The organism is Chryseolinea sp. T2 (genome assembly GCF_037203685.1).
GTDB lineage: Bacteria > Bacteroidota > Bacteroidia > Cytophagales > Cyclobacteriaceae > Chryseolinea.
Genome location: NZ_JBBCAU010000001.1, coordinates 231,839 through 258,821 on the forward strand (window position 1 = coordinate 231,839; position 26,983 = coordinate 258,821).

Sequence of the window (26,983 nt, forward strand, 5' to 3'; positions counted from 1 at the left end):
GGGACAATGGTTCGGACCCGATCGCGTAAATGAATTGATGACTATGCGCAATGGATTACCACGTGGATCTCATAGTAATCAAAATGATCTGCAAATCAAAAGATATATCTCAAACCCGCGCCACCTTCGAGGCGAGTCCAGCCTGGATCGGCCATGACATCGGAGAAGTATTCCAATTCCATGAAGGCAGATATTGGAATAGAGAAGTGTGAATATTCAATACCAACTACTGCCTGTGGCCCCATCGTTGTGCGTACACGATCGAATCGCCCGAATGCATCGGGGTTGCCATCGTTACGCTCACTGTAAGTATAGTCGTATTGAATCTTGGTGTTCTTGAACTCCCAACCAGCGCCGACATAAATCTGCAGGCCGGGGGCGATCTTTTGTACATCAATTGAGTAAAGTATCTTTCCTTCTGCTACAATATCGGAAGTGACCTTATGTGTGTAATACTCGATGCTGGCTTCGGCAGTTGAGAATGTATCAGTGACGATGTATTCGTAGAACTTCTCTTTAAAATAGCTGTTGTACAGACCGCTTGATGCCTTACCCACATCAATGGCAACTGCGAAGTGTTCATTGGCATAGAACTTATAAGTAAGCGCAAAAGGATCGCCCAGCTTGATACCAAAACCCTGATAAGGATATTTGCTTTCTTCAAAGATGGGACAAACAGTCTTGGCTTTATTTCCCTTTACTTTTGGAGGTGGCTGAAAGCGTTTTTGTGTATACATACTCTTGCCAGAGTTGTAAATGCGTGCTTTCTGGGCCAGGGCGGAAGCGCTGAGACAGCAAAAAATGACAACGATAAAAAAGTGGCGTAGGACCATTCAAAACAAAGATAGCCCACCGGCCCCAGTGCAAGGAGTTTCGGACGCCGACCCGCCCTTTATGGCTTTAAAGCTTTAAACAAACTCTTTGTACTGCATGCGATGCAGCTGACTGTAATAGCCATCCCGGCCGAGAAGCTCCTCATGGCGGCCGATTTCCTTGATTTCTCCATGATCCATAACGATGATTTTGTCGGCCTTCTGGATGGTAGACAACCGGTGGGCTATCACGATGGCCGTGCGTCCACTCATCATCTGGGCAATGGCATTTTGAATCATCTCCTCTGTTTCGGAATCAACGGATGAGGTTGCCTCATCAAGAATGAGTATACGCGGATCATAAACCATGGCCCGAATGAACGAGATCAACTGTCGCTGACCCACGCTCAACGTTGCACCGCGCTCCATAACGTTGTAGTTCAACTTATCGGGCAGACGCTCGATGAACTTTCTCGCGCCAACCAGATCTGCTGCCCTCCACACCATCTCTTCCGTGAGTTCCTTGTTGCCAAGGGTGACGTTGTTATATATCGTGTCCGAGAAAAGAAAGACGTCCTGAAGTACGACGCCTATGTTACGGCGAAGCGTGCCAAGGTCGTACTCTTTAATGTCAATTCCATCAACGCTGATTGTTCCACGGTTGATCTCGTAGAACCTGTTCAGCAGATTGATGATAGAAGACTTGCCGGCACCCGTTGCTCCGACGAGGGCAATTGTCTCACCTGTTTTGATGTCCAGGTTGATGTCTTTGAGAACATAGTTGCTCTCGTTGTAAGCGAACCACACATGGTCGAACCGAACAGAGCCGTGAATCAAGGCAGGCTTAACGTCGCCGTTTTGCTGAACGTCTTCTGTGGAATCGAGAAGGTTCATGATGCGCGACGAGCTCACAATACCCATTTGCAAAGTGTTGTACCGGTCTGCGATCATGCGTATTGGACGGAAGAACATCTGAATGTACATGATGAAGGCAATGAGCTTACCGATCGTGAGGTGTGTAGTCTCGTAGTTAATGATCCCTTTCGCTCCATACCACACCAGCAAACCTATGCCCGCGGCGGCAATGATCTCGGCGACAGGATAATAAATAGAGTAATAGAGCACAGAACGAAGGTTGGCGTGCTTGTGCTCGCCGTTAATCTCTTTGAACTTTTCGAACTCGCGGGCCTCGCTGCCAAAGATCTGAACGATGTTCATGCCCGTAATGTGTTCCTGTACGAAGGTGTTCAGGTTAGCAACTGCATTGCGTACGTCGTTGAAGGCAACTTTGATCTTCTCTTTAAATATATAGGTACTGACAAGCAATAGGGGTATCGTTGACAGGCTGAGCAACGCCAGCCGCCAGTCCTGATAGAACATGAAAGCGAGGATGAAAATAATCTGAAGGAGGTCGCCCACCATGGCCGCGAGTCCTTCGCTGAATACATCGGCAAGCGTTTCCACATCCGAAATGGTGCGCGTAACCAGGCGCCCGATCGGAGTCTTATCGAAGAACTTCAGCCGCAGACTTACAATATGTTCATAAAGCTTCGAACGGATGTCGCGAATCACCTGCTGACCCAACCAACCCGACAGATAGGTGTGCGCGTATTGAGCAACCGAGTGTATTATAAGGATCACGAGTAACGCGATCATCATTTTAACCATGCCTGCATAGTCACCCCGTGCAACGTCATTGTCGAGGGTGTATTGAACCATGTACGGACGCGTGGGAGTAAGTATTCCCAACACAATGGTGAGGACTACAACGGTCATGAACCGCCCGCGATACGGGGAAACGAAATGCATGAGCCGTCTGAGTACAGACCAGTCGATGATATTGCCGCTACTTACTTTTTCCTTCTCCACGAGTTATTGGGCTCTGTTTCGTTGTCTTGTTATACCTCGAGTTTGTAAGCTCAACTGACCTTACTCTGAATCATCTTTGATAAAAATCGCCGCAGGATACTTTATCCTTGTGAGATACAAACCATGTGGTGGCACGTTAGCCCCCGCCTTCTTCCGGTCGCGGCTGTCAATAATTGACTGAAAGTCTTTTATCGTTGTCTTGCCGCTACCCACGTCGAGCAAGGTACCTACGACCGACCTTACCATGCCTCTGAGAAAACGATTAGCGGTAATATCAAACAGCATCATGCCATCCTTCTCCTGCCAGTGTGCCTTCTTAATCGTGCAAAGGAAATGATTTACATCCGTATGCACTTTGCTGAAGCACTCAAAATCGTGTTCCCCGACTAATAACGCAGCCGCCTTGTTCATGGTTGGAACGTCGACGGCCTTAAATGAGTGCCATGCGAGGCCTTCCAGGAACGGATTTTTCTCCTTTGTTATGCGATACTGGTATGAACGCTCGAGGGCATCGAAACGTGCGCTAGCTTCGGGCTTAACAGGTCGGATGCCTTTGATCACAATGTCTCGGGGCAGGAAAGAGTTGAGCTTAAAAAGCAGCGTTTCGATCTCGAATGTCTTCTCCAGGTCACAATGAAAGAATTGCTGTTCACAATGCACACCGGTGTCGGTGCGGCCGCTGCCGTATATCTTTACGGTTTCTTTGGCCAGGTGAGACAGCGCATTCTCGACGACCGCCTGCACACTGGTGGCATTCGCCTGACTTTGCCATCCAGCATAGTTCCGGCCATTGTAGGCGATCTCAAAAAAGTAACGCAATATTCTTTACTTTGCCGCCAAGTTAAAGCAAGCGTATTATGTGGCAAAGGGTCCAAACTGTATTTCTGGCGGTAGCTGTTATCTCTCTGCTGGCTTCGCTGGTGTTTCCCATCTGGTCGGTTGATGTAAACGGTGATACGACAGTATTGACCTCATTCTATCGCGCAACGGGTCTGAAAGGAGCAAGCAGTGAAGGTGCCGTTTACGTGTACATGCCCTACTCGGTCACTGCCATGCTTTGTGTGGCTGCCATTACGCTTGCCATCATGGGTATCCTGAAGTATAATAACCGCCTGGCCCAGATGAAAATTGGTGCCCTTAACTCATTCTTCCTTGTCGGCGTTATCCTGGCATCCTTCTATTTTTCAAACGACCTGATCAAGACTACCGATGCAGGTTCAGGAAGCTTTGGACTCGGGATGTGGCTCCCTGGAGTGGCTGTTCTCTGCAACCTCCTGGCGAACCGGTTCATCAGGAAAGATGAAAAGCTTGTCCGCGATTCCAACCGACTGCGTTAGCCCCAATCCCGAAATTTAGCTCTAACTTTCTTCTGCATTTTTCGTATTTTAGCATCTAAGATAATCCCCAAACGGTCCGATTATTTCGGATTGCCTGTACGCTTTTCCTTGATTACAATGGTGTTGATATTCAGCGAGTTATAATTTTGACTGAATCGTTGTTAAACAGCAAAACCCATTTTTCAGGCCAATTTTGGGTTATTTAGACCACACAACCCGTTTTCCGCTTCAATTTCCCGTTTTTTAAGTCAAGGGTCTGGACAAATTTTGGACAGACATTGGACAAATTGTGTATAAACCACTATGTGTGCCTCCGGGGAGTCTAGTCAGCCTACGTCCGCTCTGCATCCAGGCTACTTCCCTGGAGTACTGCGTCACCAAGGTACGCTATTTATGAGCCGATGACATGCATCTACACCCCCGCATTCGATCCGAAACCAATAGGCTGATCAGGAAGAAAAGAGGATTCTATTCTGACATGATGTCAGTCCAGTCCTCAATGGAACGACATTTGAAAACTCCGATGCGCACGGGGAATAGCGCGTCTCTTCCCCATTAATCATTTTACAACCAGCAAAAACTAACGATATGGCAGAAGTCCAGGAAAAAGGCACGATCTCGATACACACCGAGAACATCTTTCCGATCATTAAGAAGTTCCTCTATTCCGATCATGAGATATTCCTGAGGGAGCTCGTCAGCAACGCTGTCGACGCTACTCAGAAACTGAAGAAGCTGGCTGCTCTCGGCGAGGCCACCGGTCAGACAGACGACCTCCGCATCCAGGTTTCTTTCGATAAGGAAAAGAAGACCATCACCGTCAGCGATAAGGGTATCGGTATGACAGGTGAAGAGATCAAAAAATATATCAACCAGATCGCTTTCTCCGGCGCTACCGAGTTTGTTGAAAAGTTCAAGGACAAGACCGATGCGAAAGACATCATCGGTAAGTTCGGACTTGGCTTCTACTCGGCTTTCATGGTGGCTGATCAGGTGGAAATCATCTCGAGGTCCTATAAAGCGGCTGAAAATGAAGCAGCTCGCTGGATCTGTGATGGTTCGACAGAATTCGAACTCTTCTCTGCAACGAAAGAGGCCCGCGGAACGGATGTTATCCTTCACGTCAACAGTGATTCAGAAGAATTCCTTGACGAATGGAAATTGAAAGGCATCCTCGAGAAGTACTGCAAGTTCCTTCCTGTTGAGATTCAATTCGGCACCAAGGATGAAAGCGTAGAAGACGGCACCGACAGCGAAGGCAAACCCCAATACAAAACGGTACAGGTTGCCCGCATCATCAACAACACTGCTCCTCTCTGGACTAAATCACCTTCTGATCTTAAGGACGAAGACTACATTGCATTTTACAAAGAGCTGTATCCGTTCTCGGAAGATCCGTTGTTCTGGATCCATCTCAATGTAGATTATCCGTTCAATCTAACGGGGGTGCTATACTTCCCGAAAGTGAAGAACGACTTTGAGATGCAGAAGAATAAGATTCAACTGTATTCTCGCCAGGTGTTCATCACCGACGAAGTGAAGGACGTTGTGCCTGACTTCCTCATGATGCTTCATGGGGTACTTGATTCACCGGATATTCCTCTGAACGTATCGCGCAGTTACCTGCAAAGCGATGCTAATGTGAAGAAGATCAGTCAGCATATCACGAAGAAAGTTGCTGACAAGCTCAGCGACATTTACAAGAAAGACCGCAAGGACTTCGAGAAGAAGTGGGATGATATCAACATTTTCGTGAAGTACGGCATGATCAGCGACGAGAAGTTTTACGACCGCGCTAAAGATTTTGCTCTCCTCAAGAACACAAACAAGGAGTACGCCACATTCTCAGAATACAAAGACAAGGTAAGCCCTTCTCAGACGGACAAAGAAGGCACGGTTGTTTATGTGTATACATCTGATCCTGGCAAGCAGGACAGCTACATACAGAACGCCCAGGCCAAGGGTTATGACGTATTGCAACTGGATGGTGTGCTGGACAGCCACTTCATCAACACGCTTGAGCAAAAGCTGGAGAAAGTTCAGATCAAACGTGTGGATAGCGAAACTACTGACAAGCTCATCGACAAGGATGAAAAGCTTGACAGCGTTTTGACCGAAGATGAAAAGAACGCAATCAAGGAGATCTTTGAAAAGGCGATCTCGAACAAGAACATGACGATCGCAGTTGAATCACTGTCGCCATCAGACATGCCTGTTGTGGTGACGATGAGTGAGTTCATGCGCCGCATGAAAGACATGGCCAAACTTGGTGGCGGACAATACGCTTTCATGGGTTCGATGCCTGACAACTACAACGTCTCCGTGAATGCGAACCATGGCGTTATTCAAAAGATATTGAAGGCCGAAAACGACGACCAGAAATCGAAGCTTGCCAAGCAGGCGTACGACCTCGGTCTGTTGTCACAGAATTTACTGACGGGTGCTGATTTGACGAATTTCATCAAACGCAGCGTAGACCTCGTCTCCTGATCCGGCCATCCGACGGGATACGAACCCCTCCTGTTTACAATCCGGGAGGGGTTTTTTATTTTTGCAATAACAACGCATTCAAGACGTTAGAATAGCATCATGCGAAACCGGGTACTCGTGATTTTTTTGCTCTCCTGTTCGCTTGCCATTACGGCAAGAGCTCAGGAAGAACCTTCGCCCCAGGAGCAACGCTTTACAATTGATACTCCCGTCAATCTTAATTTTGAGCAGGAAGCGGACCCTGTCAACACCAAGAAGAAGAAAGTTAAGAAGCGTGTCTACTATGGGCTGAAGACGAAGAAAGGCTTCACGAAGAGAGGCGAAGGCGATCGCGTAACCTTTGAGCTGTTCTACTATCTGAAGGAACCCAAGCTGCCGGAAACTTTTGTTCGCGACATCTACTGGTACGATTTCACTCGTCACGAGATCAGAAAGACCAGCACATTTGATCCAAAGAAGGGCGTGTTGCTGCACGGACCCTATGAACGTCGTCAGGGGCAGGTGGTGATGGCGAAGGGCATTTTCTACAAGGGGACCAAACATGGCCGCTGGATGGAATACGCACGCGACAGCACGCTGAAAGACAAAGAACGTTACTACCAGGGCTGGCCAAAGGAATCACTTGTATCATACTACGATCCAGGTCAGCGAAAGAAGATGAAGGAAATGACACCCATTGAATACGGTGAGAAGGAAGGATACTATTACTACTTCCATGAGAACGGCAAGGTCGCTGTACTAGGTGAATATCAGTGGGATCATCGCGTCGGTGACTGGACTGAATATTACGCTAACGGAAACCGTAAAAAGATCATCTCATATCCCAAGGAAGCATTCGATGAGGAGAACAAACCCTACGTGAAGGTCGAGTGGAACGAGAAGGGGAAAGAGATCTACCGGAATAATAAGATGTCGACAAAGTAGGGTAAGGCATCAAAGTTTGCTAGTTTGGTCGGTTGTCAAAGAATCTCAAAGACGTGGCCAGCAAACAGGAACAATCAGAAAATATCTCCGCTGTTAAATCCACAGCGTCGAACAATCGCACAGTACCTACCAGGGAAGAGATCGAAGCTGCGCATCGCAGAATCAAGCCGTACATTCATCAAACTGCAGTGATGACCTCACAGGGCATTGATGAAATGATTGGAGCTCAAGTGTTCTTCAAGTGCGAAAACCTTCAGAAGATAGGGGCTTTTAAGGCAAGAGGTGCGATGAATGCAGTGCTCACGCTTTCACCCGACGACTTATCGAAAGGCGTCGCGACTCATTCGAGTGGCAATCATGCTCAGGCGCTCGCGCGGGCCGCAAAGATCATGAACACGAAGTCATACATTGTTATGCCGCGAACGTCTCCCGAAGTAAAGAAGCGCGGAGTACGTGGATTCGATGGTGAGATCTTTGAGTGCGAGCCTACACTCACCGCGCGCGAATCGACTCTTGCTGATGTTATCAGTAAAACAGGGGCCACCGAAATTCATCCGTTTAATAACTACGCGGTCATAGCCGGACAAGCAACGGCGGCCAAGGAACTGATGGAAGAAGTTGGAAAGCTCGATGTGATCATCGCGCCCGTTGGTGGCGGTGGATTGTTAAGTGGTGTTTCTCTTGCTGTTGAATACTTCTCACCAGAAACAACTGTTATTGCTGCAGAACCCGAAGGCGCAGATGATGCATTTCGTTCGATGCAGACCGGCAAGATTGAGCCCTCTCAATCCAATTCGATCGCCGATGGATTGCTCACTTCGTTAGGAGATAAGACGTTTCCAATAATTCGTCAGCGGGTGAAGGAAGTTGTTACCGTGAGTGATGATGAAATTGTTGCTGCGATGCGACTGGTGTGGGAGCGGCTGAAAGTTATTGTTGAGCCCTCGGGTGTTGTGCCATTGGCGGCGGCATTGAAGGCGAAGGAGAAGCTCAAAGGAAAACGCGTTGGGATTATATTCTCTGGCGGGAATGTGGATTTAGAGCGCGCGTTTAAGTTGATGTTTAAGGGCGTTTAGGTCCCGTTTCAGATGTATTCTTTATCGGAAGGATGTATTCCGATCCTGTTAAGTAGTCAATAGCAGGATGAGATGATTAATTCCGCTCGTGCGGTCCGCAAGCGTTCAATTGAATGCGGATGTTCATCGTACGAAATGAACGATCGAAATTTGTTTGCCTGCGTTGCGTGTCGGATGAAGTGCGCATTTCTTTGAAAATTCATCGTCGACACGCCGAGATAACATTCCGAATCGTTTGCTATTAATCTGAAATCCCTATGGGATTTAAATCCAGAAAATCCCTTGCCATTAATCTGAAATCCCTTGCCATTAATCTGAAATCCCTACGGGATTTAAATCATTAAAAAAGCGGCCGGCAGGCCGCTCCTTAATTCTCAATTTTCAATTGTAAATTATCAATTGCTCTCTATTTCGCCCTGAACTGATCGAACTTCGACACTCCCTTGCGCTTAGGGAATACGTTGTTACTGATCTCCGTGTCTGCAAGTTCGAAGTTGGGGTCGAGAACGATGTTTGTCACCTGTTTATCTTTGATGAACACCTTTGTGATCTCTGTTTCATTCATGCGCCATACCTCTGCAGGAATACGTTCAACTTCCGTGGTGCCATCGGAGTACGTCCATTGAATTACCAGGGGTGTTATCAGGCCGCCAACGTTTCTGAACTTCAGCTCGTAGATGTTCTTGCCGTCGAGCTTTGCCCGTATTGCATTATCATCTTCCGTGCTGCGGAACTCTGCATTCAGTTTCTCAGGTGTGTTGTTAATGGTAAACATCTGAGGACCTCCTGAGAAGTCATCTTTTGAGGATTGAGTGGATGCTGCAAGATCACCCTGCTTTGCTTTCACACCTTTCTTCTCCGGATCTGACTTTGTATTGTTCAACTTATACCACTTCACCGCAGCGAGGTCAACATCGACGTTGTCGGTGGTATAAAACCATCCGCGCCAGAACCAATCGAGATCAGTTCCGGAAGCATCTTCCATTGAACGGAAGAAGTCGGCAGGTTTGGGATGTTTAAAGGCCCATCGCTGCGAATATTCTCTGAATGCCTGATCGAATTGTTCGGGACCCATTACTGTTTCACGAAGCACTGTTAATGCCGCAGAAGGTTTTGAATAGGCGTTTGGTCCGAACTCTGTGCGACGAATGTTATCAGACATTGTCATGATTGGTCGCTGCTGACTCTTGTCGCCGCGCATAAAAGGTGCAATGCCCTTAGGGGTACCGTGGGTTCCAAAGAGTTCAGGATAACGCTCGCGAATTGTTTCCTTCTCGAGGAAGGTATTTAATCCTTCATCCATCCACGACCATTGACGTTCGTCGGAGTTTACGATCATGGGAAAGAAATTGTGTCCTACTTCGTGAACGATCACCGAAACCATTCCCGTAAGTGTTTGCTTGGAGAACGATCCGTCTTTGTTGGGACGCCCGCCGTTAAAACAAATCATTGGATACTCCATTCCCTGTGCAGCAGAATGAACAGAGTATGCCACGGGATAAGGATACTCGAATGTTCTTGATGAGTAAAGCTCCAGTGCGTTGCGTATCGCTTTCGTGGATTCTTTTTGCCAAAGCGGATTGCCCTCTTTTGGATACAGTGATTGAGCGAGTGGTGTTTTGCTTCCGACTTTCACTGCCTGCGCATCCCAGATGAATTTACGGGAAGTGGCAAAGGCAAAGTCGCGAACATTCTCTGCTGCGAATGACCATGTTGCCTTTTTAGTTGACTTGGTCTTTTCCTTTTTCGCAGCCTCCTCAGGAGTAACGATAAGCACGGGAGCATCGTACGTCTTCTTTGCGCGCTCAAATCTTTCCAGCTGTTCTTTCGTGAGCACGTCCTTCGGATTCTGAATCGTGCCAGTAGCCCCTACGATATGATCGGCGGGCACGGTAAGCTTCACGTTATAGTTACCGAACACGAGGGCAAACTCTCCCTGTCCGAGGAATTGTTTGTTTTGCCAGCCCTCGTAATCGTCGTACACGCACATGCGGGGGAACCATTGAGCAAATGTATAAACGTAGTTTCCATCTTCCGGAAAATACTCAAACCCGCCGCGGCCGTCGTAGGTCTGACGGTCCGTTTCGTGAAAGGTCCATGCAACCGAAAAGCTTACCTTCTCTCCTGTCTTGAGTGACGCCGGGAGGTCGATGCGCATCATCGTATTATTGATAACATAGGGAAGGTTCTTTCCCGATGCATCTTTCACCGACTTTATCTGATAACCTTTGTTATCGGGAAGGCTAACTCCCGCCGCGTTCTTAAAGAAGCTCGCAGGGACCGAATCCCGGACCGTCCCGGTGCGTGTTACGTTCGTCATGCTGTTGTTGGCAAACAGATTCTGATCCAGTTGCAACCACAGAAACGTGAGGGCGTCGGGTGAGTTATTATAATAGGTAATCGTCTCTGAACCGGTAAGTGTCTGAGTCGCGTCGTCCAGTTCGGCGCTGATCACATAGTCGGCCCGTTGCTGCCAGTAGTTTTCACCGGGCGCACCGGATCCGGTCCGGTAACTATTCGGCGTGGGCAGCAACTCGTCCAGTTGCTCGAACTTTCCCTTCCACTGCTGTGCGTATACGGTAGAGGCTGTTGCGGTAAGCAGCAAAGTCAGCCATTTGAAAGAGTATTTCATCTGTCTAATTCATTTATCCGATCGATCGCCACTGAACAAGTAATCTCCTGGTTCATGCGATAGCACCAGCGATGTGTTACTTACTTTTCTTCTTAAAGTCGTCAAACTTCGTACCTGCGTCAGCGCGCTTAGGGAATACGTTGTTCTGCGTATTAACGTCTGTGATTTCACTGAGCGGATCGAGGGTAATGTCAACAACCTCTTTATCCTTAATGAAGACCTTAGAGATCTTCTGTTCGTTCACACGCCATACTTCAGCAGGAATTCTTTCGATCTCTTTAGATCCGTCCTTGTAAGTCCACTGGATGATTACGGGCATCACCAGGCCACCTTTGTTGCTGAGCGTGACTTCGTAGATGTTCTTGTTGTCCAGCTTCTGCATGATTGCTTTATCATCCACGCGGCTGTTGAACTCGCCGTTGAGGCGGGGATCAGTTGAAATAAGGCTGAAGGGCTGCGGGCCGCCGCTGAAGTCATCAAATTTCTTCTCGTTAGCGCTTGCATTCAGGTCGCCCTTCTTAACATTGAGATTCTTCTTCTCAGGATCTGTTTCTGTCTTGCGGGTCTGGAACCAGCGTACCTGATCGATTGACTGATCACAATCATCAGTTGTGTAGAACCACCCCTTCCAGAACCAGTCGAGGTCTACAGCCGAAGCATCCTCCATGGTACGGAAGAAGTCGGCAGGCTTCGGATGTTTGAAGGCCCAGCGCGTAGCGTATTCCTTGAAGGCTTTATCAAACAGCTCAGGACCCATGATGGTCTGACGAAGCATGTACAACCCTGTTGCCGCCTTTGCATATTGCTCGTTTCCAAATTCGATTACCTGGTCACCGTTGGTCATCAAAGGACGTTGCTTGTACTTGTCGCCCTTCAGATAAGGAGCTAGGCCCGCAGGTGTTCCGCGTGACCACTGAATGTCGGGATAGCGTTCCAGTTCCGTCATCAATTGAACAAACGTATCGATACCCTCATCCATCCACGTAGTCTGACGTTCGTCGCTGTTGATGATCATGGGGAAGAAGTTGTGACCTACTTCGTGAACGATCACACCGATCATTCCCTGACGCGTTGTGGCGCTGTAGCTGCCATCCTTGTTTGGTCTTCCAAAGTTGAAGCAGATCATCGGATACTCCATGCCGATGCTTGCTGTGTGAACAGAGATGGCAACCGGATAAGGATAGTCGATAGTGTACTTCGAATAAACTTCAATGGTGTTCTTTACTGCTTTAGTAGATTCCTTTTCCCAGAGAGGATTTCCCTCTTTAGGATAATAAGACATCGCCAGCGGAGTCTTATCTCCGATCTTCACTGCCTGAGCGTCCCAGATGAACTTGCGTGATGAGCAGAATGCGAAGTCGCGAACATTGTCGGCCTGAAACTCCCAGGTCTTCTTCTGAGTTGCTTTCGTCTTTTCCTTTTGAGTTGCCTCCGCCTGGGTTACGATGATCACAGGTTTATCGTACGATGTCTTTGCTGAGTTGAAGCGATCGATCTCCGTCTTAGACAACACGTCATTAGGGTTCTTCAAAGAACCTGTAGCACCAACCATGTGGTCGGCAGGAACAGTAATACGCACTTTATAATCACCGAAAGGAAGCGTGAACTCGCTTCTTCCGAGGAATTGCTTATTCTGCCATCCTTCGTAGTCGTCGTATACGCACATGCGTGGGAAGAACTGCGCGATGGTGTAAATATAGTTTCCGTCTTCAGGGAAAAATTCGAGGCCGCTACGCTGACCGAAAACGCTGCGGTCAACGATGTTGAATGACCATTCGATGTTGAACGCATACTTCTCGCCTGGCTTAAGAGGCTGAGGAAGATCAACGCGCATCATCGTGTTGTTGATGGTGTGCTGCAACGGTGCCCCTGAAGTTGTTGTAACGCTTTTCACATTGAAGCCACCTTTGAAGTCGGATACGCGTGCCGCATAGGTCTTAGCTGCTGCGGAGTCAACCAACGCTCCGATATCGGTAGATGACAGGGTATTGTCCTTCGAAAGAATATTCTGATCCAGTTGAAGCCAGAGATATTTCAGTACGTCGGGGGAGTTGTTGTGATAGGTGATCGTTTCTTTTCCAGTGATACTCTGGTTCTGATCGTTCAGTTCGATGTCGATCGCGTAGTCGGCCTTTTGCTGCCAGTACTTTACACCGGGAGCACCCGAACCCGTCCGGTACTCGTTGGGTGTCGGCAATGTCTGACCAAGCTGCTCAAACTTGCCCTGCCATTGCGGCTGCTGTGCGTAGGCGGTGATGGCGCCTGCCGATAGCAGCGTAATCAAGAAACGCTTCATATGAATTTAGGTTAATGAATGAGTTATTCTTATTGAGTTATTCCTTTGTTCAAAAGATACGATTCCTCTTCAGTCGAATCGCATCAAGTCCATTGTCGCCCATCACCTTACCGGCAATAGTTAAGCAAGCATTCACCGCGAGGCTCACTTGTCTAACCAGAACGCTGTTTCCTTCATGAGGATGAGCGCCATCCCTGCAATCGCCGACGAGATCACCATCTTCCAGTCCCTTCTGTCCACACCAAACAAATCGACCAATATGAAGCATACCGACATGAAGAGCAATACAATTACGAGTTGTCCGAATTCAAGTCCTACGTTGAAAGCAAAGAGTTGGGTGATGATCGTTTTGTCTCTACCCAGAATGGCACGCAGGTAATTCGAAAAGCCAAGTCCGTGGATCAATCCGAAGAACAGGGCATAGAAGTAGTTTGCCTGCATGGGCTTCGTTCCAATGTTGTTTTCGTTCTTAAACAGGTTTGAAACGGCCGTTATGAAAATGGTGACCGGGATGAGGAACTCGACCAGTTCCGATCGCACGTTCACGATCTTAAATGTTGAAAGAGCCAGCGTTATCGAATGCCCGATGGTGAATGCGGTTACGAGAATGAGTACCCTTTTCCAGTCGTGGCTGACGTACAACGCACAGAGCGCGACAACAAAAAGAATGTGATCGTAACCGTTTGCATAATCCAGTATATGATCTTTCCCAAGGCCAAAGTACAGGCTAAAATCGGACATAACTCGTCAAAACCCTTTGAAACAACCGGCAATATTACTGCTTTTTGTGTCATCTCTCCATCACCCATTTTGTCCGCAAACGAGTTTCTGTTAACAGGGACAGGTTTTCGCGTTCTGGGAGCGAAAATTGTCAGGTTTTCCTTCGAAAGATTACACTAATGGCTGTGCCAGACGGTGTTACCCGCAACGACCATTTTCGGATTCGGCATTAATATTCAATCTTTACACCTTATTTTTTTGCGATGACATTCTACGCCTTTCTGATCGCTCTTCCCATGCATTTCGCAGCGTGGCTGCATCCCATGCACGTGTCGGTGACTGAAATCGAAATGGACGAGAAGGAGAAGAGGCTCGAGATCATGATGCGCGTGTTCATAGATGACCTGGAGACCACGATGAGGCAAAGCTTCCGCCAGCCGGAGCTGGACGTGCTGGAACCGAAAGGACAGTCGCTCGATGAGCTCATGCAGACGTATCTGAAGACGAGGTTCTCGGTCTCCCTGGATGGTAAGACGCAGGTCATTAAATACCTGGGTCATGAAAGGGATCACGAGGCGTTTATCTTCTATGTAGAAGTTGACAAAGTGAAGAAGTGGAAGGCGATACAGGTTCAAAACTCAATTATCACCGAAGCCTACGACGATCAATCGAACCTGGTGCACGTTACGCGTGGAGAAACGGTTCGCAGTCTGCGTCTCACTCGCTCAAAACCGAGCGACATCATTAACTTTGAGTCTGAATAGTTATTACAATGCCATTTTTTCGCCTGTCCCAGGTTATGAAGCAGTCCTTTAACTTTTGCGTCACTTGTTCCATTGTTTTGTTAGCCTCCCTTCTTTACAGTTGTGGTGAAGAGAAAGAGAAGTGCGCAGTACAGCCCGACGTTAGCGGGATAAAGATCGAAATGAAGTTTCAGCAGCTGCAGGATTCGTTGCTGCGTATTCCCTCGAAAAAGAAGCTGGTCAGTTTTCTTACGAGATATCCGATCGTTCGGGACGAGGTTTTCCGACGTGCGGAGTATCCTGATGATTCGACGTTTATCAATGAGTTGTATCATAAGTTCAACAACCCGCACTTTGACACTTTGAATGCGGAAACGCGCAGGGTATTCGGAGATGTTGAAGGGCTCAAAGCAGAATTTCAGCAGGCATTTACGAATCTCAAGCACTACTATCCAGACATCACTCCGCCACGGATTCAAACCATCGTGTCGGGGCTCGATACCGATCTCTACGTTTCAGACTCGTTGATTATTGTCGGACTTGATTTTTTCCTCGGAAGAGGAGCAAAATATCGTCCACGCGTTTACGATTACCTGCTGCGCAAGTATGATCCGGATGACATTGTACCTTCATGCATGCTGATCTATGGTATCAGTCCGCGCTTCAATCAAAGCGAGCTGAGCGACAAGACCGTACTGGCCGACATGGTTGCCTACGGCAAGTCTTTTTACTTCGCCAAGCGTATGCTTCCCTGTGTTCCTGACAGCGTACTGATCTGGTATACGCCCGAAGAGATCAAGGGCTCGAGAAGTAATGAAGATCTTATCTGGAAGCGGTTTGTTGACAGCCAGATCCTGTATTCGACAAATCATAAAGTGAAGCAGGACTATCTCGGGGAACGACCGAACACGATTCAGGTTGGCGAGAAGTGCCCCGGGCGAATAGGTCAATGGGTGGGTTGGCAGATCGTGAATAAGTATGCTGATCATCATCCCGATGTTTCTCTTCCGGACTTAATGAAGGAAGGGCAGGCGCAGCGCCTGTTCAAAGAATCAGCTTACCGACCGTCGCACTGATTGAATTGAAAAATCCTCTTTATCTTTAAAGCCATTTTAAAAAACACTTAATAGTTAAACCATCAACATCACCACACTATGCGTAAGAAAATTGTAGCCGGCAACTGGAAAATGAATAAGACCCTTGAAGAAGCCAATATCCTGGCGACGGAAGTAAAGGGAATGGTAGCCGATGAAGTGAAGGGCAATGTGGAAGTGATTTTATGCGTGCCGTTTCCCTACCTGGCACAACTCACCAAGCTTATCGGTACGGGTACACGCATTTCGGTAGCGGCGCAGAACTGCAGCCAGCATGAATCAGGTGCATACACAGGAGAAGTATCTGCATCAATGCTTACGTCTGTTGGAGTTAAGAGTGTGATATTGGGTCACAGCGAGCGTCGTCAGTATTTTGGTGAGGATGGTCAGCTTCTTGCCAAGAAGATTGACATTGCGCAGAAGCATGGACTGACTCCGATCTTCTGCTGCGGCGAACCGCTCGAGGTTCGCGAAAGCAACGGTCATGAAGATCTTGTAAAGCGTCAGGTTGAAGAGGCATTGTTTCATTTGAGCGCAGCACAGTTGCAAAAGCTTGTGATTGCCTACGAACCAGTATGGGCAATCGGAACGGGCAAGACCGCGTCGGCGCAACAGGCGCAGGACATGCACGCTGTTATCCGCAAGCACCTTGCGTCTAAGTATAGCCAGGCCGTTGCAGATGAGATCACGATACTTTATGGTGGAAGTGTTACTGCGGCGAATGCGAAGGAGCTTTTCGCGTGTCCGGATGTAGATGGCGGATTGGTTGGTGGTGCGTCTTTGAAGTCGCGTGATTTTACGGAGATCGTTAAGTCGATATAAGATACAACTGACGGCAGAGGGCGTTTGAGAGCGATCTCGGGATTATTACGTTCTTTTTAAATTAAATGTCTGCTTTGCGTGCGATGTAAGTGGGTGCATTAGAAATGTCCCGTGCGTCGCACGCTGCTATGACCGAATGCGTCGTTGTTAATAATCTGAGATCCCGATGGGATCTAAATGCGATGAATGCGTTCTCTAATGATCTGGGATCCCTACGGGATCCTAATGCAAGTATTGAAAATACAATGTACTACAGCTGCCTGAAAGTCGTTTGTCAACCTGAGTTCAACGAGTTGTTGATTGCCGAAATGTCGGAGGCGGGATTCGATTCGTTCATGGAGAACGACGATGGATTCGAGGCATACACTGAGGGCGACGCCTATGATCGCGACGCTGTTGAGGCCATACTCTCAAAGTATGCAAGTCAGACGGAGCTGTCGTACTCATTTGACCGGATCGAAAAGCAGAACTGGAACGAGCAGTGGGAGAAAAGTTATGAGCCCATCGTTGTTGATGATCGGTGCATCATTCGCGCGGAGTTCCATCAACCGGACAAACAATATGAGTATGATCTGATCATCACTCCCAAGATGTCGTTCGGAACGGGCCATCATCAGACAACGCATTTGATGATCAGCGCGCAGATGAAAATGAACCATCGTGGCAGACGTGTGATGGACGCCGGATGTGGAACAGCCATTCTTTCCATCATGGCGTCGAAGCTTGGTGCACGCGAAGTAGATGCCTTTGACATTGACGAATGGAGCGTTACCAACAGTTTCGACAACATTGAGCTCAATCACTGCACGAACATCAGGCACTACCTGGGCAAGCTGGCTGACCTCTCGTTCGACGGTACATTCGACATCATCCTTGCCAATATCAACAAGAACGTGCTGCTGGACGAGATTCCTCTTTATGCTAAGTATCTTGGGAAGGGCAGCGAACTTCTGCTCAGCGGTTTTTACACAGAAGATATTCCCGATTTGCTTGCTGTAGCAGCACCTTTTGGTTTGAAAGAAACTTCCAGAGGAGAAAGAGAGAAGTGGGCCTCACTTCTTTTGACGCGATCCTGATACGCGATGCCGGGTGACATGTGCCCGATGCTGCCTTCCGTCAGCCGTGCCTGTGCACAGTTAATTATCAAGTCATCTTCGCCTTTGCTGAGCGGTAACACGTTGACCTGCTGCGAAGAGGATTTCGATCCTTCTTTTATGCAGGTGGCTTTCGTTTACCGATAGCGGACGTGTATATTTCTCAACTTAAATCCTTATCGCATGAAATCGTCCGTATTCGCCAGGCTGTCCTTTATGATGTTGCTGGAGTACTTCATCTGGGGTGCATGGTATGTTACCATGGCAACTTACATGTCGGAGTTTTTGAAGTCGACCGGTACTGATATCGGTGATGCTTACAGCGCACTGGCACTGGCAACGATGATATCCCCGTTCTTCATTGGCATGGTGGCGGATCGTTTTTTCGCAGCGCAGAATATTCTTGGAGTGTTTCACATCATTGGCGGTGTGCTGCTTTATCTGGCTACGCAGGTTGACTCAAACTCGGGTTTCTATTGGGTGATTCTTGTTTATTCGTTGTTGTACATGCCAACTATTGCGTTGACGAACAGTATTGCCTTCGCTCAGATGACCGATCCGGGAAAACAGTTTCCATGGATACGTGTGTTTGGAACGGTGGGATGGATTTTGGCGGGTGTAATCATCAGTGCTACTGGTATCGAAAAGACACCATCGACTTTTCAGCTGGCGGCAGGTGCTTCAATATTGCTGGGTGTCGTTTCGTTTATTTTGCCTAATACTCCTCCTAAGGGAAAAGCAGCGGATACGAGTGCGTCCGGTGCGCTGGGTGCCAGCGCATTTGTATTGTTTAAGGACAAACCGTATTTGATTTTCTTTATTGCTGCAGTGTTGGTTTGCATACCATTGTCGTTCTATTACTCCGGTGCTAACCTGTTTTTGAATGAAGTCGGTCTGCAGGACGCTGCCGGCAAGATGACACTTGGACAAGTATCAGAGGGGTTGTTCATTCTCGCCATACCGTTCCTTTTCAACAGGATTGGAGTAAAGAACATGCTTATTCTTGGTATGACGGCATGGTTGCTTCGCTATGTATGCTTTGCCTATGGCAATGTAGGTGACAACATGTGGATGCTTTATGCCGGCATCGTCCTTCATGGAATATGCTACGACTTCTTCTTCGTGACTGGATACATGTACACTGAAAAGAAGGCGGGTGAAAAAATCAAGAACGCCGCACAGGGCCTGTTTACGTTTGCAACGTACGGGCTAGGCATGTACTTCGGTACGAAGTTTTCCGGTTCGGTGATTGATCGCTATACGGTTGATGGAGTAAAGAACTGGACCAGTATCTGGTGGGTTCCGGCGTTCGTAGCGGTAGGCGTATTGGTTTACTTCCTGTTGTTTTTTAAGGAAAAGCGGGACATTAAGCAAGCTGCCTAGGGCTGTCATGCCTTCGATGAATATTATTTAGCTTATTAAATCTCACGACCATGAATATAGCAATGCTCGGGTCCGGCTTCATCGGACGCTTTTATGCCGACTCACTTCAGGGGTATAGAAGCAAAGACAAGATCGTCACCATTTACTCGCGGCGGTCTGAGAGTGCACAGAAGTTTGCTGCGGATTATAAGGTAGCATTTGCTACTACTCAAATGGAAGAAGCGATCGCGCGGCCGGAAGTAGAGGTCGTTTGTATTGCTTTGCCAAACAATCTTCATGAAGAAGCTGTGCTGCTTTGCTGCAAACACAAGAAGGCGGTGATCACTACAAAGCCATTGGGGCGAAACGCGGCAGAAGCACGACGTATGCTCGATGCAGTTGAAAAGGCCGGGATATTCAATGGCTATCTCGAAGACCTTGTTTATGCGCCAAAGTTCATAAAGGCGTTGTCGACAGTTCAGCAAGGTGGACTTGGACGTATCCTGTGGGCGAAGTCGCGGGAGACACATCCTGGTCCTCACTCCGATTGGTTCTGGGATATTGAACAGGCCGGTGGCGGATGTATTCTTGATTTGGGTTGTCACTGCGTTGAGATCACGAGGAGCTACATTGGAAAGGACATTAAACCCGTTGAAGTAATGTGCTGGGCGGATACCCAGGTGAAGCCAATAGATGCAGAAGATCACGCAATCGCATTGATCAAATATGAAAACGGAGCGATGGCACAATTCGAAGTGAGCTGGACGTTTCGTGGAGGCCTTGATCTTCGCGACGAGGTTATGGGAACAGAGGGGACGATTTGGGTCAACAACTTCCTCCGTACCGGTTTCGAAATGTTTACCACCGGCAAGGGCGGAGACTACATTGCAGAAAAGGCAGAAAGCAATTCAGGCTGGCTTTTTCCAGTAGGCGATGAGTTGAACGAACTTGGATACAATCACATGTTCATGGACATGTTCAACTCGATGGAAAAAGGTGCCGCGCCCCGTGAGACTTTTTATGATGGATATGTTGTGAACGCTGTACTGGATGCGGCGTATAAGTCGGCGAAATCGAAGCTATGGGAACCCGTCGTGCTTGATGTTTGGCGTGGAAAGAGCGGGCTTACGAAACATCAGCATCTCACAGAATATGATGCAGAGCATTATCTTGTGAAGGAGGAAGTGACGCACTATGGTGCAAAGAAGCTCATCCTTAAAAACAAAAAGACCGGGAAGATCTTTGAGAGAGTGGATAATTAGTGTTTCGGTGATCTAAATGATCGTCCGGCGTTTTGGCAAGCATTTACAGTCCGCTTTATCACATCAGCAAACTGTGCTCCTAACTGTATCCTTGAGTACTTGCGTAGTGCGAGGTCGCGCGACGCAATCTGATATTGCTTAAGCAGTGCGCGATCGTTCAGAAATGGAGTGATCACGCTAACAAATGCATCTGGCCGTTGGCGGTCAACATAGATACCGCATCTTTCACCTTCTATCTCCTCGCGTATCCAACCTTCAAAGTTCACAACGATAAGTTTGCCGGCGGCCAATCCATCAAAGTACTTGTTAGGGGATCCTGTTTCAAGTATACGATATGGCTTGTAGGATACGAAGATGGCATCGCTGGCATCCATGAGTTCCTTTACACCTGCACGATCTGAGAAGGGAAGAAACGTGAGGTTCTGAAGATCCAGTCGTTTTACGTTTGCTTGATGCTGAGGAAGCAATGCGCCGTCGCCACAAATGAAGAAGTGAACATTCAGTTTTGCCTGTGATGCAGCCCTGGCGCACTCGATATAATGATCCAGGCCGTTGGCGAATCCAACGGCACCGATATACGACACTACAAACTTACCCGCGACGCCGTGTCGGGTTCTGAAAGCGGTTCCATCTGCGGATGTACCAAAGTACTCTGTATCCGCCATATTGGGAATCACGTACACCTGACTTCCCGGTGACTTTCTTTGAACAGCCTTCCTGATGGGATCTGACAGCGCCACGATGCCTGCCGCTTTGGAGTACGTAATCGATTCCAGTTTTAACAGCGCTGCTTTAAAGACACCATTCTCAACAAATCCCAACTCGATAGGTGCGTCCGGCCAAAGGTCACCGACCTCGAACAGGTAGTTCAGGCGCTCTGTGGCTTTTAACCACATGGCACTGAGGCCGGTTGTCAACGGTACGGATATAGCATAGCAAAGATCAATGCCGGGCAAACGAGCCGCAAGCGCAGCGGCGCGCCACGCAAAGCTTATGAAGGCCTGACTTCGTTTACGGAATCCGAAGCTGTTTTCGTAGTCGACTGGAAGATAATGGATACTGATGCCATCCACGTTTTGGTGTTCCTGTTTTTTACCAGCATGTGCCGTGATCACCTCCACATCGATGCCATGCTCAACCAGCGCCCGCGCCAGATAGTAAGACCTTATGGCCCCACCCTGCGACGGAAGTCTGAAGTGCTGATGGATGATGAGTATCTTCACAGGTGCAAAGAAAGCAGATTAATCATCAAGTGTGAATACCTGCGTGGCCATTCAAGAGTTTCTACATGGCATTAATGTTGTGCTTGCATCGGAAGTTAGGTTAACGTAAGGACGGAGGAACAAATGAAACAGCTCAATCTTCTTTGGTCGGGACGCGAATATTATTCACTCGAGAATTGCTTAGTGGATATAGAGGGCCTGGTGTTAAAGGTCCAGTCAACGATTGTTGGCCGCTATGAGCATAAACTCTACTATGTGCACTATTCTTTGTCAACTGATGCCAGGGGTCATACAACCTCACTTCGAATAGATGTCCAGCATAATGATCAACTTGTCCGCCATGAGCTTTTGAAGGATGCCTCAGGCACATGGAAATACAACGGCCGGGAGCGGGCTGAGTTCAATGGATGCATAGATGTCGATATTCCTGTAACGCCATTTACGAATACACTGCCGATCAGGAGACTGCGCCTCGGCCAAAAGGAGACGGCAGTGATACAGGTTATCTATTGTGATCTGCTTTCCAACAGGATTCATTCCGTACGCCAGCGTTATACAATGATATCGGATACCTCATATCACTATGAGAATATTCCAAACGACTTCGAAGCCACGATAACAGTTGATGACGATGGCTTAGTGGTAGACTATCCTCAGCTATTTAAACGCGAGGCGGCGATCAGATCGAACTATGACTTTCGATCGATAATCTTATAGCATGTAGATAACGGTGTTACTAACTGAGGATACGAATGTCACCTACTCGATTAGCTGCATAATGATGCTGGCAAATTTCGTAGCTTAACGCCATTGTCAACACAAACTATGGATAAGCTGATTTGGGTCATCATCGCTTTGTTATCTGGTGCAGTTCTTCCGATACAAGCCGGACTTAATGCACGCCTTGGAATTGCCGCACAAAATTCCGCTTACGCAGCAACTATCTCCTTCATCGTCGGGACTGTTGGGCTGATCATTTATATTCTCTTAACGCGACAAACAGCTTCTATACCCGGTCTCCGTGAAGCGCCAGGCTATTTGTGGCTCGGCGGGCTACTAGGTGCGTTTTATGTGACCGCCATAGTTCTGCTGTTCCCAAAGCTGGGGCCGGGTTTAACGTTTGGACTTGTCGTTGCGGGGCAAATGCTTGTATCTATAATGCTCGAGCACTTCAATGTGCTTGTAGCACATCCCACTCCCATCAATTACATGAAGTTATTGGGCATCGCCCTTGTTATTGCAGGCGTTGTCATCATAAGGAAGTACTAATGCTGTGTGGTGGCCAGGTCAGGAAATTAAGAATTAAGAATAATTAAGAATTAAGAATTCGCTGTCGCTACCTACGGTCGTACTCGCCATTGGCGATAAGTTGATTGGTTAATTGGTTTACTTGCCGCCCACCAGCTGCATGATCTTCGAATAGATCTGGGTGTTCTGATAAACGCCTGTGAAGAGATGTGCTCCCGGGCCGAAGGCAAACACCGGCACCGGTATCGCGGTATGTCCGCCGGTGCTGAAGTTGCTTCGAACGCTTCCCGAGGCGATGTCGCCACCGACAAGTGAAAGGCCACCCGTTTCGTGGTCGGCGGTAACGATCACAAGTGTTTGTCCGTCCTGATCAGCAAACCTTACCGCTTCGCCGACGAGCGCATCGAAGTCGAGAAATTCTGTGGCGAGGTAAGGAAGGTCATTTGAATGTCCACCCCAGTCTACCTGGGCTCCTTCAAACATCATGAAGAACGGTTGCTTGCTCTTTACGCTCATGGCGCTGGCCTTCTTAAAGCTGTCGGTGAGGAAATTGCCGCGACCATTGCTTTTGCGCAATCCGGCAGCGTCGTCGATTATAACGAAACGTGTGTTGTCAACAGCTGGCAACGTGGAGAGTTGACCGGAAACAGTATAGCCTTTACGTTGGAGTTCATCGAAAAGGTTACGCTTGTCGGTACGCTCAACAAATGATTTTGCTCCGGCGCCGATGAGAACGTCGAAGTTCGTTGACATGAAATCCAGTGCGATGGGCTCGCTCATTCCACGATCGCGCTGATGTGCATAGAAAGAAGCTGGTGTCGCATCCGTAATGTCGCCGCAGGAGGCGATAGAGATGTGATAACCCTTTTGCTTCAGATGCTCGGCTACAGTTGGCAATCGCGTGCCTACTGAGTCAACTCCGATGAATCTGTTGTTGGTCTTCCTTCCTGTAGAGAACGCAGTTGCACCCGCTGCTGAGTCGGTGATGTAGCCGTTTGATGATTTGGTGATTGACAATCCAACGGTACCCATATTGAAAACATTCAATGAGCCATGATTAGCGGTGTAGCCAGAATAGATCTGCGCCAGGCCGGTACCATCGCCGATGAGCAGGATGATGTTCTTCGGAACTGCGGTAGTTGAGAACTTTTTAGTGGGCTGATAGGTTGCCTGTTTGCCGGCCAGTTCAAAATTGTCCTTACCGTATCGACTGACATACTTGACGGCATCCTGTGGATGATCGGTGTTGATAATATCAATGCCGAGTTTCATTGAGGTAGCCCAGGCGTTGGGGCCATCAGGGATACCCCACAGACGAAGGGGCTTATTCTTTGCGTGTACTGCGTCGCGAACGGCAGCTATTTTCGACAGTTGATCTTCACTCATTTCTGTATTCCCCTTCCAATCTGAATAGTTTGTAAAGCTGTCGCTGATGAGAGGAACGCGCAGCAACTGTTCATTGGAATAGGTTATGTTGGGGCGTCCATCAAAGTAGATGTATGATGGGTACTGTTTCCATTTGTCCGGCGTGGGCATGCTGCCACTGATTGTTATTCGGAGAGACTTCGCTGTTGTAAGTTCCTTATAGTTCTTCAGAAGCGCCACCAGGGCTGGCAGCGTCGATTGTGCATCAGACTTTAAGTCGATCATGAAGGTGAGAGTTTTCGACGTGTCTGCGAAAACAAATCCCCGGTTCCGTCTAATGACGGCCTGCAACGGACGAACATACAGTTCCTCCAGGCTATTTGCTTCTGAGATTTCTTCCTTCGTATGAGCGACAAGAAGTTTCTTGCTTTGGAGGAAAACATCCGCTTCCACGTAGCCAACTCCTGCCAGGTATGCCATATAAAATGGAACGGGCTGGAGGTAGTCGTTGTGACTAAAGACAGACCCGGTACCATACGGGCGTACAGGTTGTGCAGACTGCGAGGGGGTTTGACAAAAGGCCGTTGAACTTATCAGAAGTATCAGGGCAGTAAGATGAAAGCGCATAGGTGATGGATCGGTATAAATCGGTGGTAAATAAATAAAGCCAACTTCAAAAGACACTTCAGTTCACGTTAAGTAATCGTCAAATTACGTCTTTTGTGTGATCGGATTGCTAATACAATAACACCACGATAGCCGGATTCCTTCTTACCCAAACTGAGGATATAGTCAGTATCACCCTGTAACAAGGCCTGAAACATTTTGATTGACTTTATGGATGGGCTATCCACATAAAGAGGAACCGGTTATTTTAGTTATCTTTGTGCATCCAAAAATCCCGCATGTAGCAGAAATCCTTTTTTGAAATAGCCTAAAACGTGTTCGGAACTCGTTTCCGTCCATTCTCCATCTTTCAAAAAATGATTTATGTTAACATTGAACGGCGTATCCTATACGCTTCCCGATGGGAAGCATCTCTTTTCACATATTACTTTCTCTTTAAGTAACCTTGACAAGGCTGCCCTGATAGGGAACAACGGCATTGGCAAGTCTACACTATTCAGAATTATAACGGGCGAAATACACGCACAAGGGACTGTTGCTGCTCAGGAGCGTCCTTACTACATACCACAGCTTGCAGGGCAATCCGATCACCTTACCATAGGGCAAGCGTTGCGTGTCGATGCGAGGCTTACGGCGCTGAAGAACATTCTAGACGGTAACGCCAGTGAAGCCGACTTTATTACCGTTGGTGATGACTGGAACCTGGAAGATCGAATTTACGAAGCTCTCGACTACTGGCAACTGGGAAAGATAAGCCCTGAGGTGCGCCTTGCTCATTTGAGTGGCGGCCAACGCACCAAAGTATTTCTTGCAGGTTTAAAGATCAACGATCCGAAACTTGTACTGTTAGATGAGCCGACCAATCATCTGGATCAGGACGGACGGAGATTGCTATATGACTTCATTTCAAAGGCATCGAAGACGATGCTGATCACCAGTCATGATCGCGTATTGCTGAATCTGGTGAATCCCATTATTGAACTCTCACGCAACGGCGCAACCTTGTACGGCGGCAACTACGATTTCTATCGCGAACAATACGAGATAGAGCAAAATGCGCTTGTTCATGACGTACAGAGCAAGGAAAAGATGCTACGCAAAGCCAGGGAGAAGGAAAGGGAAACTGTTCAACGGCAACAGAAGCTCAATAGCCGTGGAAGGGGCAAGCAGGAAAAGGCGGGGCTGCCCACCATTCTTCAGCACGCGCTAAAGAATGCAGCCGAGAGGAGTACCTCCAAAATAAAAGACGTTCACGCGACAAAGATCCAGCGCATAGCCAAGGAGTTGTCATCTCTCCGCGGAAGCGTTCCCGACGTAGGCGCGATGAAGCTGAATCTGGACAATGCTGATCTGCACACAGGGAAACTTCTATTCGAAGCAAAGGATCTTAACTTCAAATACGACGAACTGATCTGGAGCACAGGTATCAGTCTTCAAATCCATAGCGGCGAACGCATTGCTATAAAAGGGAGTAACGGATCGGGAAAGACAACACTCATGAAAATCATCCTGGGCCAGCTTCTGCCAGATGGTGGCATTGTGAAACGATCACCATTTGAGGCGCTGTACATTGACCAGGAGTATTCGCTCATAGATAACGAAATGGTGGTAGTAGCGCAGGCGCAGGCATTCAACAAACAAAACCTTGAAGAGCACGAAGTGAACATCCGGCTGAACAGATTCCTGTTTCCAAAAGAGACCTGGCTGCGAAAGTGTGGTGCGCTAAGCGGTGGCGAAAGGATGCGTCTCACATTGTGCTGTCTCCATATATCACACCACGCGCCTGACATGATTGTTCTTGACGAACCAACGAACAATCTCGACATACAAAGTGCAGAGATCCTTACATCGGCCATTAACTCATATCAGGGAACTATCGTGGTCATCTCTCACGATGAGCATTTTCTTCGTTCCATAAAGATTGAACGAGAGATCATTTTATAGCGCGAGACTATTGCCGGCCCGGTTAATTTGACGCCAATCCGGA

Annotated in this window: 21 protein-coding genes; 13 read left to right on the top strand and 8 right to left on the bottom strand. The window is 48.0% G+C overall.

Features of this window, described 5'->3' with window-relative positions; genetic code table 11:
- Nucleotides 1–95: 95 nt before the first annotated feature.
- The 3 genes from WBG78_RS00955 to truA form a co-directional block, all read right to left on the bottom strand.
- The gene (locus tag WBG78_RS00955) at nt 96–737 is read right to left on the bottom strand and encodes a hypothetical protein (protein WP_337324485.1); all 642 of its coding nucleotides are present in this window, start codon (nt 735–737) and stop codon (nt 96–98) included.
- Nucleotides 738–908: 171 nt separating this feature from the next.
- Nucleotides 909–2,681, bottom strand: a complete 1,773-nt coding sequence (locus tag WBG78_RS00960; protein WP_337324486.1) for an ABC transporter ATP-binding protein — start codon at nt 2,679–2,681, stop codon at nt 909–911.
- A gap of 60 nt (nt 2,682–2,741) precedes the next feature.
- Nucleotides 2,742–3,500, bottom strand: coding sequence for a tRNA pseudouridine(38-40) synthase TruA (truA, locus tag WBG78_RS00965; protein ID WP_337324487.1), 759 nt, complete (start codon nt 3,498–3,500; stop codon nt 2,742–2,744).
- A gap of 38 nt (nt 3,501–3,538) precedes the next feature.
- Here truA and WBG78_RS00970 point away from each other — a divergent pair, with 38 nt between their 5' ends.
- The 4 genes from WBG78_RS00970 to WBG78_RS00985 all read left to right on the top strand — a co-directional run bounded on the left by WBG78_RS00970 (nt 3,539) and on the right by WBG78_RS00985 (nt 8,508).
- A complete protein-coding gene (locus WBG78_RS00970; protein ID WP_337324488.1) occupies nt 3,539–4,018 on the top strand; it encodes a DUF4293 domain-containing protein in 480 nt (159 codons plus the stop codon).
- 588 nt (nt 4,019–4,606) lie between these two features.
- Entirely contained in the window at nt 4,607–6,508 is a 1,902-nt protein-coding gene (gene htpG / locus WBG78_RS00975) for a molecular chaperone HtpG (RefSeq protein WP_337324489.1), read from the top strand.
- 99 nt (nt 6,509–6,607) lie between these two features.
- Nucleotides 6,608–7,432: a toxin-antitoxin system YwqK family antitoxin gene (locus tag WBG78_RS00980; RefSeq protein WP_337324490.1), complete on the top strand. Its 825-nt coding sequence runs from the start codon at nt 6,608–6,610 to the stop codon at nt 7,430–7,432.
- Nucleotides 7,433–7,515: 83 nt separating this feature from the next.
- A complete protein-coding gene (locus tag WBG78_RS00985) occupies nt 7,516–8,508 on the top strand; it encodes a pyridoxal-phosphate dependent enzyme (protein WP_443092762.1) in 993 nt (330 codons plus the stop codon).
- 406 nt (nt 8,509–8,914) lie between these two features.
- On the opposite strand, the gene WBG78_RS00990 is transcribed toward WBG78_RS00985, so the two are convergent.
- The 3 genes from WBG78_RS00990 to WBG78_RS01000 form a co-directional block, all read right to left on the bottom strand.
- Nucleotides 8,915–11,140 carry a M1 family metallopeptidase gene (locus WBG78_RS00990; RefSeq protein ID WP_337324491.1) on the bottom strand — a complete coding sequence of 742 codons (2,226 nt, stop codon included), beginning with the start codon at nt 11,138–11,140 and terminating at the stop codon, nt 8,915–8,917.
- A gap of 76 nt (nt 11,141–11,216) precedes the next feature.
- Complete coding sequence (locus WBG78_RS00995; protein WP_337324492.1) at nt 11,217–13,436, bottom strand: M1 family metallopeptidase; 2,220 nt, start codon at nt 13,434–13,436, stop codon at nt 11,217–11,219.
- 144 nt (nt 13,437–13,580) lie between these two features.
- Nucleotides 13,581–14,177, bottom strand: a complete 597-nt coding sequence (locus WBG78_RS01000; protein ID WP_337324493.1) for a HupE/UreJ family protein — start codon at nt 14,175–14,177, stop codon at nt 13,581–13,583.
- Between the two features lie 242 nt (nt 14,178–14,419).
- Between WBG78_RS01000 and WBG78_RS01005 the strand changes: the two genes are divergently transcribed.
- From WBG78_RS01005 to WBG78_RS01030, 6 genes are all read left to right on the top strand, one after another.
- On the top strand, nt 14,420–14,920 hold the full coding sequence (locus WBG78_RS01005) for a DUF6702 family protein (protein WP_337324494.1): 501 nt from the start codon (nt 14,420–14,422) through the stop codon (nt 14,918–14,920).
- Nucleotides 14,921–14,955: 35 nt separating this feature from the next.
- Nucleotides 14,956–15,975, top strand: coding sequence for a gliding motility lipoprotein GldB (gldB, locus tag WBG78_RS01010; protein WP_337324495.1), 1,020 nt, complete (start codon nt 14,956–14,958; stop codon nt 15,973–15,975).
- 78 nt (nt 15,976–16,053) lie between these two features.
- Nucleotides 16,054–16,815 carry a triose-phosphate isomerase gene (gene tpiA, locus WBG78_RS01015; RefSeq protein ID WP_337324496.1) on the top strand — a complete coding sequence of 254 codons (762 nt, stop codon included), beginning with the start codon at nt 16,054–16,056 and terminating at the stop codon, nt 16,813–16,815.
- A gap of 182 nt (nt 16,816–16,997) precedes the next feature.
- On the top strand, nt 16,998–17,891 hold the full coding sequence (prmA, locus tag WBG78_RS01020) for a 50S ribosomal protein L11 methyltransferase (RefSeq protein WP_337324497.1): 894 nt from the start codon (nt 16,998–17,000) through the stop codon (nt 17,889–17,891).
- 201 nt (nt 17,892–18,092) lie between these two features.
- Entirely contained in the window at nt 18,093–19,292 is a 1,200-nt protein-coding gene (locus WBG78_RS01025; RefSeq protein ID WP_337324498.1) for a nucleoside permease, read from the top strand.
- Between the two features lie 50 nt (nt 19,293–19,342).
- Nucleotides 19,343–20,533 (top strand): Gfo/Idh/MocA family protein, encoded by a 1,191-nt coding sequence (locus WBG78_RS01030; protein ID WP_337324499.1) that lies wholly within the window; start codon nt 19,343–19,345, stop codon nt 20,531–20,533.
- Here WBG78_RS01030 and WBG78_RS01035 read toward each other — a convergent pair.
- Nucleotides 20,530–21,756, bottom strand: coding sequence for a glycosyltransferase family 4 protein (locus tag WBG78_RS01035; protein ID WP_337324500.1), 1,227 nt, complete (start codon nt 21,754–21,756; stop codon nt 20,530–20,532). The two genes, WBG78_RS01030 and WBG78_RS01035, sit on opposite strands and share 4 nt — an antisense overlap.
- 123 nt (nt 21,757–21,879) lie before the next feature.
- Between WBG78_RS01035 and WBG78_RS01040 the strand changes: the two genes are divergently transcribed.
- Nucleotides 21,880–22,473, top strand: coding sequence for a putative glycolipid-binding domain-containing protein (locus WBG78_RS01040; protein WP_337324501.1), 594 nt, complete (start codon nt 21,880–21,882; stop codon nt 22,471–22,473).
- A 108-nt stretch (nt 22,474–22,581) separates the two neighbouring features.
- The gene (locus WBG78_RS01045) at nt 22,582–23,025 is read left to right on the top strand and encodes a DMT family transporter (RefSeq protein ID WP_337324502.1); all 444 of its coding nucleotides are present in this window, start codon (nt 22,582–22,584) and stop codon (nt 23,023–23,025) included.
- 117 nt (nt 23,026–23,142) lie between these two features.
- Here WBG78_RS01045 and WBG78_RS01050 read toward each other — a convergent pair whose 3' ends face one another.
- Nucleotides 23,143–24,996 (bottom strand): alkaline phosphatase, encoded by a 1,854-nt coding sequence (locus WBG78_RS01050; RefSeq protein WP_337324503.1) that lies wholly within the window; start codon nt 24,994–24,996, stop codon nt 23,143–23,145.
- Nucleotides 24,997–25,359: 363 nt separating this feature from the next.
- On the opposite strand from WBG78_RS01050, the gene WBG78_RS01055 reads away from it, so the two are divergent.
- Nucleotides 25,360–26,940 carry an ABC-F family ATP-binding cassette domain-containing protein gene (locus tag WBG78_RS01055; RefSeq protein WP_337324504.1) on the top strand — a complete coding sequence of 527 codons (1,581 nt, stop codon included), beginning with the start codon at nt 25,360–25,362 and terminating at the stop codon, nt 26,938–26,940.
- Nucleotides 26,941–26,983: the final 43 nt, after the last annotated feature.

Excerpts from the sequence above, each read along its gene's own strand:
- WBG78_RS00955 (WP_337324485.1), bottom strand. The coding sequence starts at position 737 with ATGTATACACAAAAACGCTTTCAGCCACCTCCAAAAGTAAAGGGAAAT.
- WBG78_RS00970 (WP_337324488.1), top strand. The coding sequence starts at position 3,539 with ATGTGGCAAAGGGTCCAAACTGTATTTCTGGCGGTAGCTGTTATCTCT.
- htpG (WP_337324489.1), top strand. The coding sequence starts at position 4,607 with ATGGCAGAAGTCCAGGAAAAAGGCACGATCTCGATACACACCGAGAAC.
- WBG78_RS00980 (WP_337324490.1), top strand. The coding sequence starts at position 6,608 with ATGCGAAACCGGGTACTCGTGATTTTTTTGCTCTCCTGTTCGCTTGCC.
- WBG78_RS00990 (WP_337324491.1), bottom strand. The coding sequence starts at position 11,140 with ATGAAATACTCTTTCAAATGGCTGACTTTGCTGCTTACCGCAACAGCC.
- WBG78_RS00995 (WP_337324492.1), bottom strand. The coding sequence starts at position 13,436 with ATGAAGCGTTTCTTGATTACGCTGCTATCGGCAGGCGCCATCACCGCC.
- WBG78_RS01000 (WP_337324493.1), bottom strand. The coding sequence starts at position 14,177 with ATGTCCGATTTTAGCCTGTACTTTGGCCTTGGGAAAGATCATATACTG.
- WBG78_RS01005 (WP_337324494.1), top strand. The coding sequence starts at position 14,420 with ATGACATTCTACGCCTTTCTGATCGCTCTTCCCATGCATTTCGCAGCG.
- gldB (WP_337324495.1), top strand. The coding sequence starts at position 14,956 with ATGAAGCAGTCCTTTAACTTTTGCGTCACTTGTTCCATTGTTTTGTTA.
- tpiA (WP_337324496.1), top strand. The coding sequence starts at position 16,054 with ATGCGTAAGAAAATTGTAGCCGGCAACTGGAAAATGAATAAGACCCTT.
- prmA (WP_337324497.1), top strand. The coding sequence starts at position 16,998 with ATGAATGCGTTCTCTAATGATCTGGGATCCCTACGGGATCCTAATGCA.
- WBG78_RS01025 (WP_337324498.1), top strand. The coding sequence starts at position 18,093 with ATGAAATCGTCCGTATTCGCCAGGCTGTCCTTTATGATGTTGCTGGAG.
- WBG78_RS01030 (WP_337324499.1), top strand. The coding sequence starts at position 19,343 with ATGAATATAGCAATGCTCGGGTCCGGCTTCATCGGACGCTTTTATGCC.
- WBG78_RS01040 (WP_337324501.1), top strand. The coding sequence starts at position 21,880 with ATGAAACAGCTCAATCTTCTTTGGTCGGGACGCGAATATTATTCACTC.
- WBG78_RS01045 (WP_337324502.1), top strand. The coding sequence starts at position 22,582 with ATGGATAAGCTGATTTGGGTCATCATCGCTTTGTTATCTGGTGCAGTT.
- WBG78_RS01050 (WP_337324503.1), bottom strand. The coding sequence starts at position 24,996 with ATGCGCTTTCATCTTACTGCCCTGATACTTCTGATAAGTTCAACGGCC.
- WBG78_RS01055 (WP_337324504.1), top strand. The coding sequence starts at position 25,360 with ATGTTAACATTGAACGGCGTATCCTATACGCTTCCCGATGGGAAGCAT.